The organism is Streptomyces sp. NPDC015242, assembly GCF_043079125.1.
Classification (GTDB): domain Bacteria; phylum Actinomycetota; class Actinomycetes; order Streptomycetales; family Streptomycetaceae; genus Streptomyces.
The window spans coordinates 193,786-208,517 of record NZ_JBIBUF010000003.1 but is presented as its reverse complement, the minus strand read 5'-3'; the positions used below and the strand labels follow the sequence as shown (position 1 = coordinate 208,517).

The window sequence follows — 14,732 nt, the reverse complement described above, 5'->3', positions numbered from 1 at the left end:
CGTGTCCAAGTGGCCAGCGAGGTAAGGGAGTCAGCCGATGACCGGAGCAGTATCCCCCGACCGACGCCGCTTTCTGACCGCGGGCGCCGCGGTGCTCGGCACCGCGGCCTCCGCCCAGCTGTGGCTCCCGGCCGCCGCGCGCGCGGCCGAGACGCCGCTGCCCGACGGGGTGTTCAGCCTCGGCGTCGCCTCCGGGGACCCGCTCCCGGACGGCGTCGTGCTGTGGACCAGGCTCGCTCCCGACCCGCTGAACGGCGGCGGTATGCCGGACCGCGTGGTGCCGGTGGAGTGGCAGATCGCGGAGGACCACCGGTTCAGAAAGGTCGTCCGCCGGGGCACCGCCCAGGCACGGCCCGAGTACGGGCACAGCGTTCACGTGGACGTCCGCGGGCTGCGCCCCGACCGCGTCCACTGGTACCGCTTCCGCACCGGCGGCCAGCTCTCGCCCGTCGGCCGCACCCGCACCGCGCCCCACCCCTTCAGCGCCGGCGGCTCCCTGCGCATGGCCCTCGCCTCCTGCCAGAACTGGCAGCACGGCTACTTCACGCCCTACGCGGACATGCTCGACCAGGACCCGGACGTCGTGGTGTTCGTCGGTGATTACATCTACGAGTCCACGCCCTCGGCGACGGCCCTGCGGCGGCACGAGGGCACCGGCGAGCCGTTCAGCCTTGTGCAGTACCGCAACCGGTACGCCCAGTACCGCACCGACCCGGACCTCGCGGCGATGCACGCGAACGCGCCCTTCGTGGTCACGTTCGACGACCACGAGGTGGACAACGACTTCGCCGGCGAGATCCCGCAGGATCCGGACAAGCAGCCGCACGACGCGTTCGTGGCCCGGCTCACCGCGGCCTACCAGGCGTTCTACGAGCACATGCCGGTCCGCGCCACCGCCGTCCCGAACGGCCCCCACATCCGGATGTACCGCCGCCTGGAGTTCGGCCGCCTGGCCCGCCTCAACGTCCTGGACACCCGCCAGTACCGCAGCGACCAGGCCACGAGCCAGGAAGGCGCCCAGGACCCGTCGCTGACCATGCTGGGCGCGCGGCAGAGGCAGTGGCTGCTGAACGGCCTGCAGGACTCGCCGGCCCGCTGGAACCTCATCGCCTCGCAGATCATGATGGCCGAGACGGACCTCAAGGTCGGCGAGGGCAAGCTCTGGTTCTACGACGCCTGGGACGGCTACCAGGCCGAACGCAACCGGTTCCTGGAGGAGTTCAAGCAGGTCCGCAATCCGGTGGTGCTCTCCGGCGACCGGCACCTGACGATGATCAGCGACCTCAAGGCGGACTACGCCGACCCGGACTCCGCGGTCGTCGGCGCCGAGTTCGTCGGCACCTCCATCTCCAGCAACGGCGACCAGGACCAGGAGGCCTTCCGCAGGGAGTGGGACCCGCGGCGGCCGGACAACCCGCACTGGAAGCTGCTCGACGCGCACCGCGGCTACCACCTGTTCGACATCCGCCGGGCCGGCATCGACGCGCAGGTGCGGGTGGTCGACACCGTGCGGCAGCCGCAGGCGACGCCCAGCACACTGGCCCGGCTGCGCGTCGAGGCGGGCCGGCCGGGCGTGGAGGTCGTCTGACCGCGGCGCCGGTACGCCGGGGCACACCGACGGGAGCCGTTCCGGCGCGCGGGTGCCACCTTGCCCGCGCCGAGACCGAATTGCTGCGGAATCTTGATCCAGAACTCCTTGTGGAGTTACTCACAGCAATGGGAGGGGCCCGCGCGACGGGCTGGAATCGTCTCGCCAATCACCAGCAGTACCAGGTGAATGACAGGTTGCGCGCACATATGCGGTGGAGGGCGCTCACCTTGCACTGCGGTAACCAAGAGTGGGACCATTTCGAAGTTCCCTGTCGCCCCAAGGTAGGTCACCTGTGTCCCAGCACATAGCCAAGCCCCGTACCACCGCAGTGATCCTGGCCGGTGGCACCGGTCAGCGGGTGGGTCTGTCGATCCCCAAGCAGCTGCTGAAGATCGCCGGCAAGGCAGTCATCGAGCACACGCTGACCACCTTCGAGAACGCCGACTCGATCGACGACATCATCGTGCTGATGGCGCAGGGCTACGTGCCCGACATCGAGAAGATCGTCGCGAAGGCCGGATTCAAGAAGGTCTCGAAGGTCATCGAGGGCGGTTCCACGCGGAACGAGACCACCGAGCGCGCCATCGCGGCCCTCGGTGAGGGTCTCGCCGAGGGCGAGGACGTCAACGTCCTCTTCCACGACGCCGTGCGCCCCCTGCTGTCGCAGCGCGTCATCGACGACTGCGTCGCCGCGCTGGAGCGCTACCAGGCCGTCGACGTGGCCATCCCGTCCGCGGACACCATCATCGTCACGCGCACGCACGGCGAGGACGGCGAGTTCATCACCGAGATCCCGGACCGCTCCCGGCTGCGCCGCGGCCAGACGCCGCAGGCCTTCAAGCTGTCCACGATCAAGCGGGCCTACGAGGTCGCCGCCGGCGACCCCAACTTCCAGGCCACCGACGACTGCTCCGTCGTTCTCAAGTACCTGCCCGACGTGCCGATCCACGTCGTCGCGGGCGACGAGTACAACATGAAGGTCACCCAGCCGGTCGACGTCTTCATCGCCGACAAGCTCTTCCAGCTGGCTTCCACGGCCGCGCCCGAGCAGGTCTCCGAGCAGGCCTACCGCGAGCTGCTCACCGGCAAGACGGTCGTCGTCTTCGGCGGCAGCTACGGCATCGGCAAGGACATCGCCGAACTGGCCGAGTCCTACGGCGCCTCGGTCTACGCCCTGGGCCGCTCCACCACCGGCACGCACGTGGAGAACCCGGAGGAGGTCGACGACGCGCTGTCCAAGGCGTACGCCGAGACCGGCCGGATCGACTACGTGGTGAACACCGCGGGCGTGCTGCGCATCGGCAAGCTCGCCGAGACCGACAACGCCACCATCGAGGAGGCGCTGAAGGTCAACTACCTGGCCCCGGTGCAGATCGCGCGCTCGTCGTACAAGTACCTGTCGGAGACCAAGGGCCAGCTGCTGCTCTACACCTCCAGCAGCTACACCCGCGGCCGGGCCGAGTACAGCCTGTACTCCTCGACCAAGGCCGCGATGGTGAACCTCACCCAGGCCCTGTCCGACGAGTGGGCCGGCGACGGCGTCCGGGTCAACTGCATCAACCCCGAGCGCACCGCGACCCCCATGCGCACCAAGGCCTTCGGCCAGGAGCCCGCCGGTTCCCTGCTGTCGTCCGAGGCGGTCGCCCGCACGTCGCTCGACGTGCTGCTGTCCGAGCTGACCGGGCACGTCATCGACGTCCGCCAGCAGGACCCGACGGCCGGCGCGGCCCGTGCGTCCGGCTTCGAGCAGGCCCTGGCCTCGGTGCTGGACCGGCAGGACGGCGTGTAATAATTGGCGCCAATTAGACTTCGGTAATTCAGGCCTCTGCGCCCTCCTGTTAACGGGGATCCGTCAACGGGAGTGTTCGCAGGGGCCTGAATCCATACAGTCCCGCGAATATTCACAGACCAGCCGCATTCAGAACCAAGACCGGCACACCCCTCTCAAGAGCAGGTTTCTCCGTGATATCCACCGCTATTCGCGTCGCCCGGGTGGGCAGCGCGGCCGAGCTGGCCGCGGCGGTCCTCATGGTGGCGGGGTTCCCCGCCCTCATGCTGGCCGCGCTCGTCCCGAGCGTTCCCGCCTTCGCGGCAGCGGCCGCCGTGACGTACCTGGCGGACCACTATCTGCACCGCAAGGGCAGCTACCTGATCAACCGCCTCGGCAAGGTCCGGGCCGGCCTGTCGATCCGCTTCCTGATCCGGCAGCTGCTCCTGGTCCTGCTGCTGGCCCGGCTGTCCCTCGCGGACAACCTGATCTACTACGGCGCGATCGCCTGCTTCATCGCCTTCTACGGTCTGCAGGCCCCGCACGGCGCGCTGGTGCAGCTCATCCGCAACCGGCGCCGTATGCCGGTCGCCACGCGCAACGTCGACCTGAAGTCCCGCATCCGCATCCCGGACGCCCCGCCGCGCCGGCTGCTGCACCGCTCCGCCGAGAAGATGCTCCACCTCGACCTCGCGGCGGTCGTCGGAGTCCTGCTCGCCGCGGAGCTGAAGTCGTCCCTGATCGGCTTCGCCGGCATCGGCCTCACGGTGGCCCTGGCCACCCTGTACGTCCTCGCGCTGGTGCCGTACGTGCGCGGCCGGAAGATCCCGCCGAACGCCGAGCGCGTGCTGGCCGCCGTCGACGACTGGCTGGGCGAGTACAAGCCGGAGACGGTGCTGTACTTCTCCGGTTCCAAGGACTCCGCGTACCAGGTCAACATGTGGCTGGACACCATGGAGAAGCTGGACTCCAAGCCGCTGATCATCCTGCGCGAGCGGGTCATCCTGAACAACCTGGCGCCCACCACGGTCCCCGTCATCTGCGTGCCCGGAGGGGTGCACCTGATGAACCTGGACCTGTCCACGGTGCGCGTCGCGCTGTACGCGGCCAACGTCGGCAAGAACATCCACCTGCTGCGCGTGCCCACCATGAAGCACGTCTTCATCGGCCACGGCGACAGCGACAAGCTCGCCAGCGTCAACCCGTTCAGCAAGGTCTACGACGAGGTGTGGACGGCCGGCCGCGCGGGCCGCGACCGCTACGCCATCGCCGACGTCGGTGTCCGCGACGACGACATCGTCGAGGTCGGCCGCCCGCAGCTGGCCCCCATCCAGCCCTGGCAGGGCGTCCCCGAGGGCCGCATCCCCACGGTGCTGTACGCGCCCACCTGGGAGGGCTGGGACGGCAACCCGGGGAACACCTCGATCGTGCTGGCCGGCGAGAACATCGTGCGCAAGCTGGTCGCCGCCGACCCGCCCGTGCGCGTGCTGTACAAGCCGCACCCGTTCACCGGCACGGTCAGCAAGGAGGCCGGCGCCGCGCACCAGCGGATCACCGCCCTGGTCCGCAAGGCCGCGGCCGAGCGCGCCATGGACCCGCGCTTCGTCGCCGACACAGCCACCCAGGCGCAGGCCAAGGCCGAGCTGGAGCGGATCGAGACCCGGCTGGCGCAGCTGTCGGGCGCCGGCAACGACCGCGGCGACGAGGCCGAGGCCACCCGTGAAGGGCTGATCGACCTCGCCCGCCACGAGGAGGTCGCCCGGCTGCGCGCCGAGTGGAACGACGCCTACTGGCGTTCCTTCCCGAGCTGGGAGCACCGGGTCATCACGGGCGCCGAGCCGCGGCTGTACGACTGCTTCAACGTCTCCGACGCGATGGTCTCGGACATCTCCAGCGTGGTCTCCGACTTCATCGCCAGCGGCAAGCCGTACGCGGTGACGGACTCCGCGGAGGTGGGCGTCGAGGAGTTCAAGCGGAACAACACCGCGGTGCGTGCCGCGGTGATCCTCTCCAACAGCGCGAGCGAGCTGGGCGAGCTGCTGGGCGCCGTGCGCGACCCGGCCGCCGACCCGCTGGCCGAGGACCGCAAGGAGCTCAAGCAGTACCTGCTGGGCCCGGACGAGCCGACCTCCCTGGAGCAGTTCAACACCGCCGTCGCGAACCTCGCCCTCAAGGCCGAGACCCGCAACGTCGGCCAGCAGTCACGGGACGCGGCCGCCCTGGCCCAGGCCGAGGCCGAGCTGGCGAACGCGGTGCCCGGGCAGCGGGTGTCCACGGCCGGTGACACGGACGGAGTCGGCACGGGCTGAACTTCCGCCCGCCGCTGAGGGGTTCGGCCCCCGAGGAGTTCCTCGGGGGCCGAACCCTTTTGCCGTCCCGTTTCCTGTCCGTTCACTTTGTGACGTGTCCCACTCATACCCGTGTGCGAGGCAACCGCTTGCCCCGTTCACCCGTCTACCTAGTAGCGAATGAGGCGATACGGGGGGAATATCCCATTGACTAGGGGGAAACGTGACCGTGACGCAGCCTGATGTGAGTGTGATCATCGGGGCGTACGAAGCGATGCCGTACCTGATCGAGTGCCTCTCGTCCGTCGAGGCGCAGACCATCGGTCCGGAACGCATCGAGGTCATCGCGGTGGACGACGGTTCGACGGACGGCACGGGGGAGTACCTGGAGGAGTTCGCCGAGCGGACTCCCCTGCACGTGGTGGTGATCCGGCAGGAGAACTCCGGCGGCCCCAGCGGCCCGCGCAACGTCGGCCTGGGCAAGGCGAGCGGACGCTACGTCTTCTTCCTCGACGCCGACGACCGGCTCGGCCCCGAGGCGCTGGAGCGGATGGTCGCCATGGCCGACCGCGCCGGCACGGACGTCGTCCTGGGCAAGGTCGAGGGCGTCAACCGCTCCGCTCCGAAGTCCATGTGGGGGAAGACGGTGGAGCGGACGGACGTCTACTCCTCCAACATCAAGTTCACGCTCAGCGCGCAGAAGCTGTTCCGCCGCGAGCTGCTGGACCGGCACGGCATGCGGTTCGACGAGTCGCTGTTCACCGGCGAGGACGCGCTGTTCACGATGGAGGCCTACCTCCGGGCGAACGGCGTCTCGGTGGTCGCCGACCACACCTGCTACTACCTGGTCGGCCGTGACGACGGCAAGCACGTGACCAAGAGCGGCAGTTACACGCTGCGCTTCGACTCCGCGCGGGCCCTGATGAACCTGATCGCCGAACTCGTCCCGGCGGGTCCCCGGCGCGACCAGCTGATGATCCGGCCGTTCCTGGTCACCCTGCTGCCGCAGTTCGGCCCGAAGTACGCCACCGACAGCGAGGAGGTCCGCCGCCACAAGCTGGAGCTGGCCAAGCCGCTGATGGACGCCTACTGGACCGAGGGCGTCGCCCGCCGCCTGAAGGTCCACGAGCGGCTGCGGCTGCACCTGGTCGCCGAGCAGCGCCCGGACCTGCTGCTGGACGTGGTGAAGTTCGTCAAGGCCAAGAAGCAGGCGGCGGCCCTGCTGGAGAAGAAGGGCCGCCGGGTCTACCTGGTCTATCCGCACTTCCGCGACCGCGCGGCGGGCATACCCGACGCGGTCTACCTGGCCGAGCCCCGCGAGGCGCGCGCGTTCCCGGGCTACCGGGAGGGCGGCGTCGACACGTTCGTACGGCGGGCGGTGCGCAAGGCGCGGCGTGTGCTGACCGCCCGTGAGGTGCGCCCGGCGGCCTGAACCGGGGCGTGCACGGGGGCGGGGCCGGGGGTCGCCCCGGCCCCGCCGTCGCACGCCGTGCCGGGGTCAGCGCGGCGCGGTGGGGACCTCCGCGCCCGTGCGCTGGCCGGGCAGCTCCGCGGCCAGCCGCTCCGCCACCCGCGCCCGGTGGTCCCGGGCCCTCGCGCACAGCGCCCGCACGGCCTCGCCGAACCGCTCCTGCGACGACGGCTCCGCCGGGCCGAGCAGACGCAGCTTCAGCTCGGAGCGCGCCTCGGCCAGTTCGTCCTTCTCCGGATGGCGCACGGCCTCCAGCAGACCCGGCACCCCGGACGCGTCCGGGGTCAGCACGGTCGCCGCCGCCACCGTCGGGAACGCCGCGCGGAAGGCGTCCTCGGACAGCCCGCTGGTGTTGGCCACCGCATACGGCTTCTCGCTGGCCAGGAAGTCGCTGATCACGCTGGACACATCGCTGATCAGCAGGTCGGCCGCGTTGAAGCAGGAGTACAGCGCGGGCCGGGCGTCCGTGATGATCTGGTGCTCGCCCGGCGGCAGCGAGGCCCAGTAGGTCTCCTCCCACGCGGCGGTCGCCCGCGCCACCGCCTCGGCGCGGCCCGGCTCCGGCGCCGTCTGCACCATCATCCGCTCCACCGTGTCGGCCCCGGACCGGAAGACCGACGTGGTGAGCCGCTCCAGCTCGGCGGTGCGGCGCGCCAGGTCCGCCCCGGCCGGTGCGCGCGTCGCCGCCCGCTCCCGGTTCGCCGCCCGGATCAGCTCCCGGACGCGCAGATCGGCCGCGCCGGCGCGCGGGTCCACCGACCCCGTCAGCGGATGCGGCTTGTACAGCACCCGCACGCCCGGGTCGGCGAGCAGCGCCCGCACCAGGTTCTCCCCGGCCGCGATCACCGACGTGTTGCCGGGGTTGCCGTCCCAGCCCTCCCAGGTCGGCGCGTAGAGGACGGTCGTGTACGCCCCGGCCGGCGGGCCCGCGCAGGGCAGCACGCCGTCCAGCTGCGGACGGCCCGTCTCCACCACGTCCTTGTCCTCGACGCCGACCTCGGCCAGGGCGTACCGCTCGCGCGCGGCGGGCCCGGCCACCCACACCTCGTCGTACGCCTTCGCGTACGGGTTGCACGAGGACAGCTTGTCGGACTCGCCGTGGTTGACGAACGTGTGCTTGATCGTGGGGATGCGCAGCACCTGGGAGGTCTTGCCGGAGTTGGCGGGGTGGATGAGGACCTGGAGCGTGGAGTGTTCCAGGCGCATCAGCGTGGACACCTTCGGCAGGCACACGATCGGGATGTCCGTCGCGGCGATCTTCTGCACCATGAACCGCTCGCGCAGCACGATGACCGGCCTGCCGTCCAGCTTGGCCAGCGGCTCCAGCCACATGTTCGCCTGGTAGGCGGAGGACACGCCGCCGGAGAAGTACAGGCCGACCGTCGGCCGGTAGGAGGACAGCCACGCGTCGAACCACTCCAGCACCCGCTGCTCGTCGGCCGGCCGCCGCCCCGGCAGCAGCCGCAGCAGCAGCGCGCCCAGGCCCGTCAGGGCGAGCAGCAGGGACAGCGCGATGCCCGCGGCCGCGTACAGCGGCCGGCCGCCCGCCGCCCCGGCCAGCAGCCCCGCCGTCGCCGGCAGGCCGAAGACCAGCAGCCGAGGTCCGGGGCGGCGCAGCAGCACGGGCGGGGCCGGGGACAGCCGCAGCGCCGAGGCGTCGATGTTGCGGGTCACCACCGGCAGGGTGCGGGTGCGGCGCACCAGCACGGAGACCGCCTGGATGGCGCAGTGCAGCGCGTAGAACGCGAGCAGCCCGCCCACCAGCGGCGCGTACACCGTCTCCCGGTCCTGCGCGCCGATCCGCAGCAGCGCCACGACCAGCAGCAGGTCCCGCAGGACGTGGCGCACGGTGATGTCCGCGTGCGACTTGGCGAACAGCGACAGCACACCGCGCTGCCACCGGTGCAGGACGCCTTCCACGGCCAGGGACACGACGGTCGCCGCGACCAGCAGCGGGACGTGGGGCAGCAGCGCCGCGACCGCCTGGGCGGCGAACGCGGCGGCCAGGGTGACGGTGACCAGCCCCTTCAGCAGGGCCGGCGGGCGGGGGAGAGGTACGGGCACTGCGGTCACTCCAGGAGTGTCGGTTCGGCGCGAGGTCGGCCGTCCGGGTTAACGCGCGGCGACCGCAGGACGACACGCGCGTGTCGCCGGGACCGTGGGCGCCCACCGCCCCGCCGCGCCGTCGGACGGTAGCGGAATCCCGGCTTCCTGTCGCGGGGCGGGGCCCGCCGGGCTCGCGCGGGGACCCCGGCCCGGGCTCCCTGCCGGGTACTGGCCCGGGACCGTTGCCGGGCTTCCGTCGGATCCGGCCGGGACCTTTGCCTGGCTTCTGCCGGGCCCATGCCTGGGTCCTCGTCAGGTCCGCGTTGGGGCCTCGCCGGGCTCCCTGCCGGTACTGGCCCGGGACCCTTGCCGGGCTCCCGCCGGGCCCATGCCCGGACCCTCACCGGGCTCCCGCCCGGCCCCGCGCGCCCCCGTGACGCCGTCCGTACCGTCCGTAGCGTGGACCGGCTCGGCGCCCTCCCCGTGCGTCCCGTAGATTTCCCGGTGAGGGACCGGAACGCAGCGAGGGGACGGACGGCGACGTGGCAGGGGCAAGGCAGGCCGTGGGCGAGGCCCGCAGGATCGTCGTCAAGGTCGGATCCTCCTCGCTGACCACCGCCTCGGGCGGCCTGGACGCGGACCGCGTGGACGCCCTGGTCGACGTGCTCGCCAAGGTCCGCGCCGGCGGGGAACGCGAGATCGTCCTGGTCTCCTCGGGCGCCATCGCCGCCGGTCTGGCCCCGCTGGGGCTGCGCCGCCGGCCGAAGGACCTGGCCCGGCAGCAGGCCGCCGCCAGCGTCGGCCAGGGCCTGCTGGTCGCCCGCTACACCGCCTCCTTCGCCCGCTACGGCGTCCGGGTCGGCCAGGTGCTGCTCACCTCCGACGACATGAGCCGCCGCGCCCACCACCGCAACGCCTCGCGCACCCTGGACAAGCTGCTCGCCATGGGCGCCTTCCCGGTCGTCAACGAGAACGACACCGTCGCCACGGACGAGATCCGCTTCGGCGACAACGACCGCCTCGCCGCCCTGGTCGCCCACCTCGTCCACGCCGACCTGCTGGTGCTGCTGTCCGACGTGGACGGCGTCTACGACGGCGACCCGGGCAGGCCCGGCACCTCCCGCATCGCCGAGGTGCGGGACCCGGCCGACCTCGCGCACGTCGAGATCGGCAGCGCGGGCAAGGCCGGCGTCGGCACCGGCGGCATGGTCACCAAGGTCGAGGCCGCCCGGATCGCCGCCGCCGCCGGTGTCCCGGTCGTCCTCACCAGCGCCGTCCACGCCGCCGACGCCCTCACCGGACAGGACACCGGCACCTTCTTCCACCCCACCGGCCGGCGCTCCGCCGACCGGCTGCTGTGGCTCCAGCACGCCTCCACCCCGCAGGGCGCCCTGACCCTCGACGACGGCGCCGTCCAGGCCGTCGTCGAGCGCCGCAAGTCGCTGCTGCCGGCCGGCATCGCGGCCGTCGAGGGCGAGTTCGCCGCCGGCGACCCGGTGGAGCTGCGCGACCGCACCGGGCACGCGGTGGCCCGGGGACTGGTCAACTTCGACGCCAAGGAGATCCCCCGGCTGATCGGCCGCTCCACCCGGGAACTCGCCCGCGAACTCGGACCCGCGTACGAACGCGAGGTCGTACACAGGGACGACCTGGTGGTCCTGCACCCGTAATGTGTCGAAACGTCCGCCCCCGGTGGTGGACGTTCCGCAAAACCGCCCCGCGATCTCCTGCGGCCTGCTCAACTTTGTCTCGGGGAACTGTTCCGCCGCAGCGCCACGAGCGGCGCCACTGAGCGAAGGAGACCGTCGTGAGACGAGTGCGCCCTGGGACACAGGCGTCCCGTGGTGGTACCGGCTCCCGCGCGGCCGGTGAGGGGCGGGCCCTGGCCAGCGTGGCGGCCGGAGACCGGTTCGACGCCGGGGAACCCGCGGACACCCCGCGCCTGTGGCACGTCACCCTCAGCGTCTCCGGCAAGGAGGCCCCGCTCCCCGAGGTGCGGCGCGCCCTGGAGCAGCTCGCCCACGACCACCCCTTCCTGCTGACCAGCCGCTACGCCGTCGACCACGCCGAGATCCGCTACTGGGAGGAGGCCCGCGACCTGCACGACGCGGCCGCCGTCGCGCTGCGGCTGTGGGGCGAGCACCGGCAGACCGCCGGACTGCCGCCCTGGGAGATCGTCGGCCTGGAGGTCATCGACCGCGCGACCTACCACCAGCGCGTCGCCGAGGGCTACGGACCGCCCCCGGCCTCACCCGTCGGGGTCCACCCGTTCTGACCGGGGCGGCGGGGCCGTCTCGCGCGGTGTCTCGGGGTGTGGAACACGCGAGGAACACCCTCGCCCGGCGCACTACCCTTCCCTCATGACCACGCTCTCGCCGTACGACTCCATGTCCCCGGTCACCGAGGCCGCCTACCGTGCCAAGGCGGCCGCCGCGAGCCTCGCGCCGCTGCCGCGGGCCGACAAGGACGACGCGCTGCTCGCCATCGCGGACGCGCTGGAGGTCCGCACGAGCGAGATCGTCGAGGCCAACGCCGAGGACGTCGCCAAGGCCCGCGAGGCCGGCCTCAGCGAGGGCATGATCGACCGGCTCACGCTCACCCCCGAGCGGGTCCGCGCCATCGCCTCCGACGTGCGCGACGTCGCCGCGCTGCCGGACCCGGTCGGCGAGGTCGTGCGCGGCTCCACGCTGCCCAACGGCATCGACCTGCGCCAGGTGCGCGTGCCGCTCGGCGTCGTCGGCATCATCTACGAGGGCCGGCCCAACGTCACCGTCGACGCCGCCGCCCTCTGCCTGAAGTCCGGCAACGCGGTCCTGCTGCGCGGCTCGTCCTCGGCGTACCGGTCGAACACCGCCCTGGTGCGCGTCCTGCGCGACGCCGTGGGCGGGGCCGGGCTGCCAGCCGACGCCATCCAGCTCGTCCCCGGCGAGAGCCGGGACAGCGTGCGCGAGCTGATGCGCGCCCGGGGCCTGGTCGACGTGCTCATCCCGCGCGGCGGCGCGTCCCTGATCAACACGGTCGTCCAGGAGTCCGTCGTCCCGGTCATCGAGACCGGCACCGGGAACTGCCACGTCTACGTCGACGCGCAGGCCGACCTCGACATGGCCGTCGAGATCCTGATCAACTCCAAGGCCCAGCGGGTCGGCGTCTGCAACGCCGCCGAGACCCTCCTGGTGCACCAGGACATCGCGGCCGACTTCCTGCCGCGCGCCCTGGACGCCCTCGCGGAGGCCGGGGTCACCGTCCACGCCGACGAGCGGGTGCAGGCCTACGCCAAGGACTCCAAGGCCACCGTCGTCGAGGCGACGGCCGAGGACTGGGAGACCGAGTACCTGTCGTACGACATCGCCGCCGCCGTGGTCGACTCCCTGGACAAGGCCGTCGAGCACATCCGGCTGTGGACCTCCGGCCACACCGAGGCCATCGTGACGACCTCCCAGCAGGCGGCCCGCCGCTTCACCCAGCTGGTCGACTCCACCACCGTGGCCGTCAACGCCTCCACCCGCTTCACCGACGGCGGCCAGTTCGGCTTCGGCGCGGAGATCGGCATCTCCACCCAGAAGCTGCACGCCCGCGGCCCCATGGGCCTGCCCGAGCTGACCAGCACGAAGTACATCGTCACCGGGGACGGGCACATCCGCCGCTGACCCGGTGCCCGGGTGCCGGGTCACCCGAACGGCGGAGCGGCGCGGGCGCGTGCGCCAGGGGCGGACCGCCCGGTCACGCGCCGGGCGCAGCCCCGTGGAAGCCGTCTCGGACGGCGGACGAATTTCCATACCGTCTGCCCAAATTGACCCCCCAGGTCTACTCTGGATCCGTGCCGGAGGACGTGGGGGGCACGCCGTTTCCGGACGGCCGGGAGCCCGACGACGACCACGACCGCGGGGTGTCGGACGAAGAGTTCGCCTCCGTGGTCTTCGACGAGGCCTTCGTACGCGCGGCCGTGGTGCACGAGCCGACCGCCGTGGAGCGCCTCCTGGCCGCCGCGCAGGCCAGAGCCGAGGCCTCCGAGGCGGAGGCCGCCCGCCGCGCCCACCTCAGGGGCGAGCGCTACGACGATGGGTACGGACCGGACGGCCCCGGCCGTTTCGGCCATGATCCGGACCTCGACGACCTGGACGACCCCGACCTCCTGGAGGACCACTACGGGGACCGGGGGCCGTACTCCAAACAGGTGCGCTGGCACCGCCCGGTGGCCTGGCTGCTCGCCCTGGTGATGGGGATCGGCATGGTCGCGCTGGCCTTCACGGCGGTCTACCGCGGAGCGTCCTCGAACCGCGAGGGCCCGGTGCCGCCGCCCGCCTCGACCGGCCTGGAACAGGGCGGCGGAGCGGCCCCTTCGGCCTCCGCCGACCACTCCCAGCCGGCCATGTCGGTGATCCCCCGCACCCCCTGACCGGATGCCGCCCGTTCTGATGAGTTCCTGTCAGAACTTGTGGAGCAGCCCGGCGTTTACCCGGGCTCGCGGCGACCTACCCTGAAGATATGGGCGGGCCAGGAGACCCACCGGAGGGGACACCCGAGGGCGCTCCCGGAGGTGAGGACGAATACCGATCCGTCGTCTTCGACGAGTCGTTCGTCCGTGCTGCCCGCCTCCAGGAGTACTCCGCGCAGGAGCGCATCGCCGACCACGCGCCCGCCGTGCGCCGCCGCCCGCCCCTGCGCCGCGGGCTGTCCCGGCAGGCGCTGGTCCTGGTCCTGCTGATCGCCCTCGCCTTCGGCACCGCGATCTACATGGGCGTCCGCCACCCCTACCAGACCCCCGCCGCCCGGGAGCCGGCCGAGCCGCTGCGGATGACCGTGATCCCGCTGGTCCCCGAGGGCAGGGTGCCCGGCGCGGCCGACACGGCGTACCTGTACGAGCACAGCCCCGCCGCGCAGTTCAAGACCGGCGCCGAGGGCGTGCCGCTGCCCCCCTCCCGGCGCACCGCGCACTTCTCGGACAGCCAGGTCGTGACCGCCCTGTCCACGGCCAAGGACTACATCGTCCGGTCCGCCCTCGACCCCGAGGTGATCACGGGCGGCGGGATCCGCGCCGTGCGCGTCCTGCTGGCCGGTGACCAGCTGGACCAGTTCGACCAGAGCTTCGCCCGCCCCACCGCGGACGGACGCCACGCGCCCACCGGCTGGCTCGTCCGCTTCGACCCGTCCCGGGCCGAACTGGCCGACCGCCGGGTACGGGTCCAGGGCACGCTCCAGGCCGCCGAGACCGACGCCTCCACGCTGGAGGTGACCGCCGACCACACGTTCGTGTACGCGCTGCGGCCCGCCGGGGCCGGGAACAAGGCCGAGGCGTCCCTGTTCACCGTCCGGCGCGAGCTGCACTTCCGCTTCGACCGGGAGGACCTGCGCCTGCACCAGGCGCAGCTCGTCGTCTCCTACGTCCAGGCCGGCCCGCTGTCCTGCGCCGAGGACTCCACGCACCACCTGAGGCCCCTGCTCGCCGGCCAGACCGCCAAGGAGGGCGGCCCCGCCGGCACCGACCCCTACGCGACGGGCAGCGCGACGGCCCTGTGCGGCTCCCTGGCGACGAGCGCGCTGCCGAAGGTGTGAGGAGGCGAGAGCGGG

General features: G+C 72.2%; 10 protein-coding genes. 9 read left to right on the top strand and 1 reads right to left on the bottom strand.

The window, feature by feature from the left end; all coding sequences use genetic code 11:
* The first annotated feature begins 37 nt into the window (after nucleotides 1-37).
* The 4 genes from ACF07N_RS12495 to ACF07N_RS12480 all read left to right on the top strand — a co-directional run bounded on the left by ACF07N_RS12495 (nucleotide 38) and on the right by ACF07N_RS12480 (nucleotide 7,079).
* Nucleotides 38-1,588 carry an alkaline phosphatase D family protein gene (locus tag ACF07N_RS12495; RefSeq protein WP_383322480.1) on the top strand — a complete coding sequence of 517 codons (1,551 nt, stop codon included), beginning with the start codon at nucleotides 38-40 and terminating at the stop codon, nucleotides 1,586-1,588.
* Nucleotides 1,589-1,883: 295 nt separating this feature from the next.
* Nucleotides 1,884-3,380, top strand: a complete 1,497-nt coding sequence (locus tag ACF07N_RS12490) for a D-ribitol-5-phosphate cytidylyltransferase (protein ID WP_383322483.1) — start codon at nucleotides 1,884-1,886, stop codon at nucleotides 3,378-3,380.
* 203 nt (nucleotides 3,381-3,583) lie between these two features.
* On the top strand, nucleotides 3,584-5,668 hold the full coding sequence (locus ACF07N_RS12485) for a hypothetical protein (RefSeq protein WP_392112396.1): 2,085 nt from the start codon (nucleotides 3,584-3,586) through the stop codon (nucleotides 5,666-5,668).
* Nucleotides 5,669-5,870: 202 nt separating this feature from the next.
* The gene (locus ACF07N_RS12480) at nucleotides 5,871-7,079 is read left to right on the top strand and encodes a glycosyltransferase family 2 protein (protein WP_392111503.1); all 1,209 of its coding nucleotides are present in this window, start codon (nucleotides 5,871-5,873) and stop codon (nucleotides 7,077-7,079) included.
* A 66-nt stretch (nucleotides 7,080-7,145) separates the two neighbouring features.
* On the opposite strand, the gene ACF07N_RS12475 is transcribed toward ACF07N_RS12480, so the two are convergent.
* A complete protein-coding gene (locus tag ACF07N_RS12475; protein ID WP_392111500.1) occupies nucleotides 7,146-9,182 on the bottom strand; it encodes a hypothetical protein in 2,037 nt (678 codons plus the stop codon).
* A gap of 545 nt (nucleotides 9,183-9,727) precedes the next feature.
* Here ACF07N_RS12475 and proB point away from each other — a divergent pair.
* The 5 genes from proB to ACF07N_RS12450 all read left to right on the top strand — a co-directional run bounded on the left by proB (nucleotide 9,728) and on the right by ACF07N_RS12450 (nucleotide 14,717).
* Nucleotides 9,728-10,834 (top strand): glutamate 5-kinase, encoded by a 1,107-nt coding sequence (proB, locus tag ACF07N_RS12470; RefSeq protein WP_383323679.1) that lies wholly within the window; start codon nucleotides 9,728-9,730, stop codon nucleotides 10,832-10,834.
* A 137-nt stretch (nucleotides 10,835-10,971) separates the two neighbouring features.
* Nucleotides 10,972-11,439, top strand: a complete 468-nt coding sequence (locus ACF07N_RS12465; protein WP_392111497.1) for a hypothetical protein — start codon at nucleotides 10,972-10,974, stop codon at nucleotides 11,437-11,439.
* Between the two features lie 85 nt (nucleotides 11,440-11,524).
* Complete coding sequence (locus tag ACF07N_RS12460) at nucleotides 11,525-12,811, top strand: glutamate-5-semialdehyde dehydrogenase (RefSeq protein WP_383322494.1); 1,287 nt, start codon at nucleotides 11,525-11,527, stop codon at nucleotides 12,809-12,811.
* A gap of 143 nt (nucleotides 12,812-12,954) precedes the next feature.
* On the top strand, nucleotides 12,955-13,560 hold the full coding sequence (locus tag ACF07N_RS12455; RefSeq protein ID WP_383340028.1) for a hypothetical protein: 606 nt from the start codon (nucleotides 12,955-12,957) through the stop codon (nucleotides 13,558-13,560).
* Nucleotides 13,561-13,649: 89 nt separating this feature from the next.
* Nucleotides 13,650-14,717 carry a hypothetical protein gene (locus ACF07N_RS12450; protein WP_392111493.1) on the top strand — a complete coding sequence of 356 codons (1,068 nt, stop codon included), beginning with the start codon at nucleotides 13,650-13,652 and terminating at the stop codon, nucleotides 14,715-14,717.
* The last annotated feature ends 15 nt before the right edge of the window (nucleotides 14,718-14,732 follow it).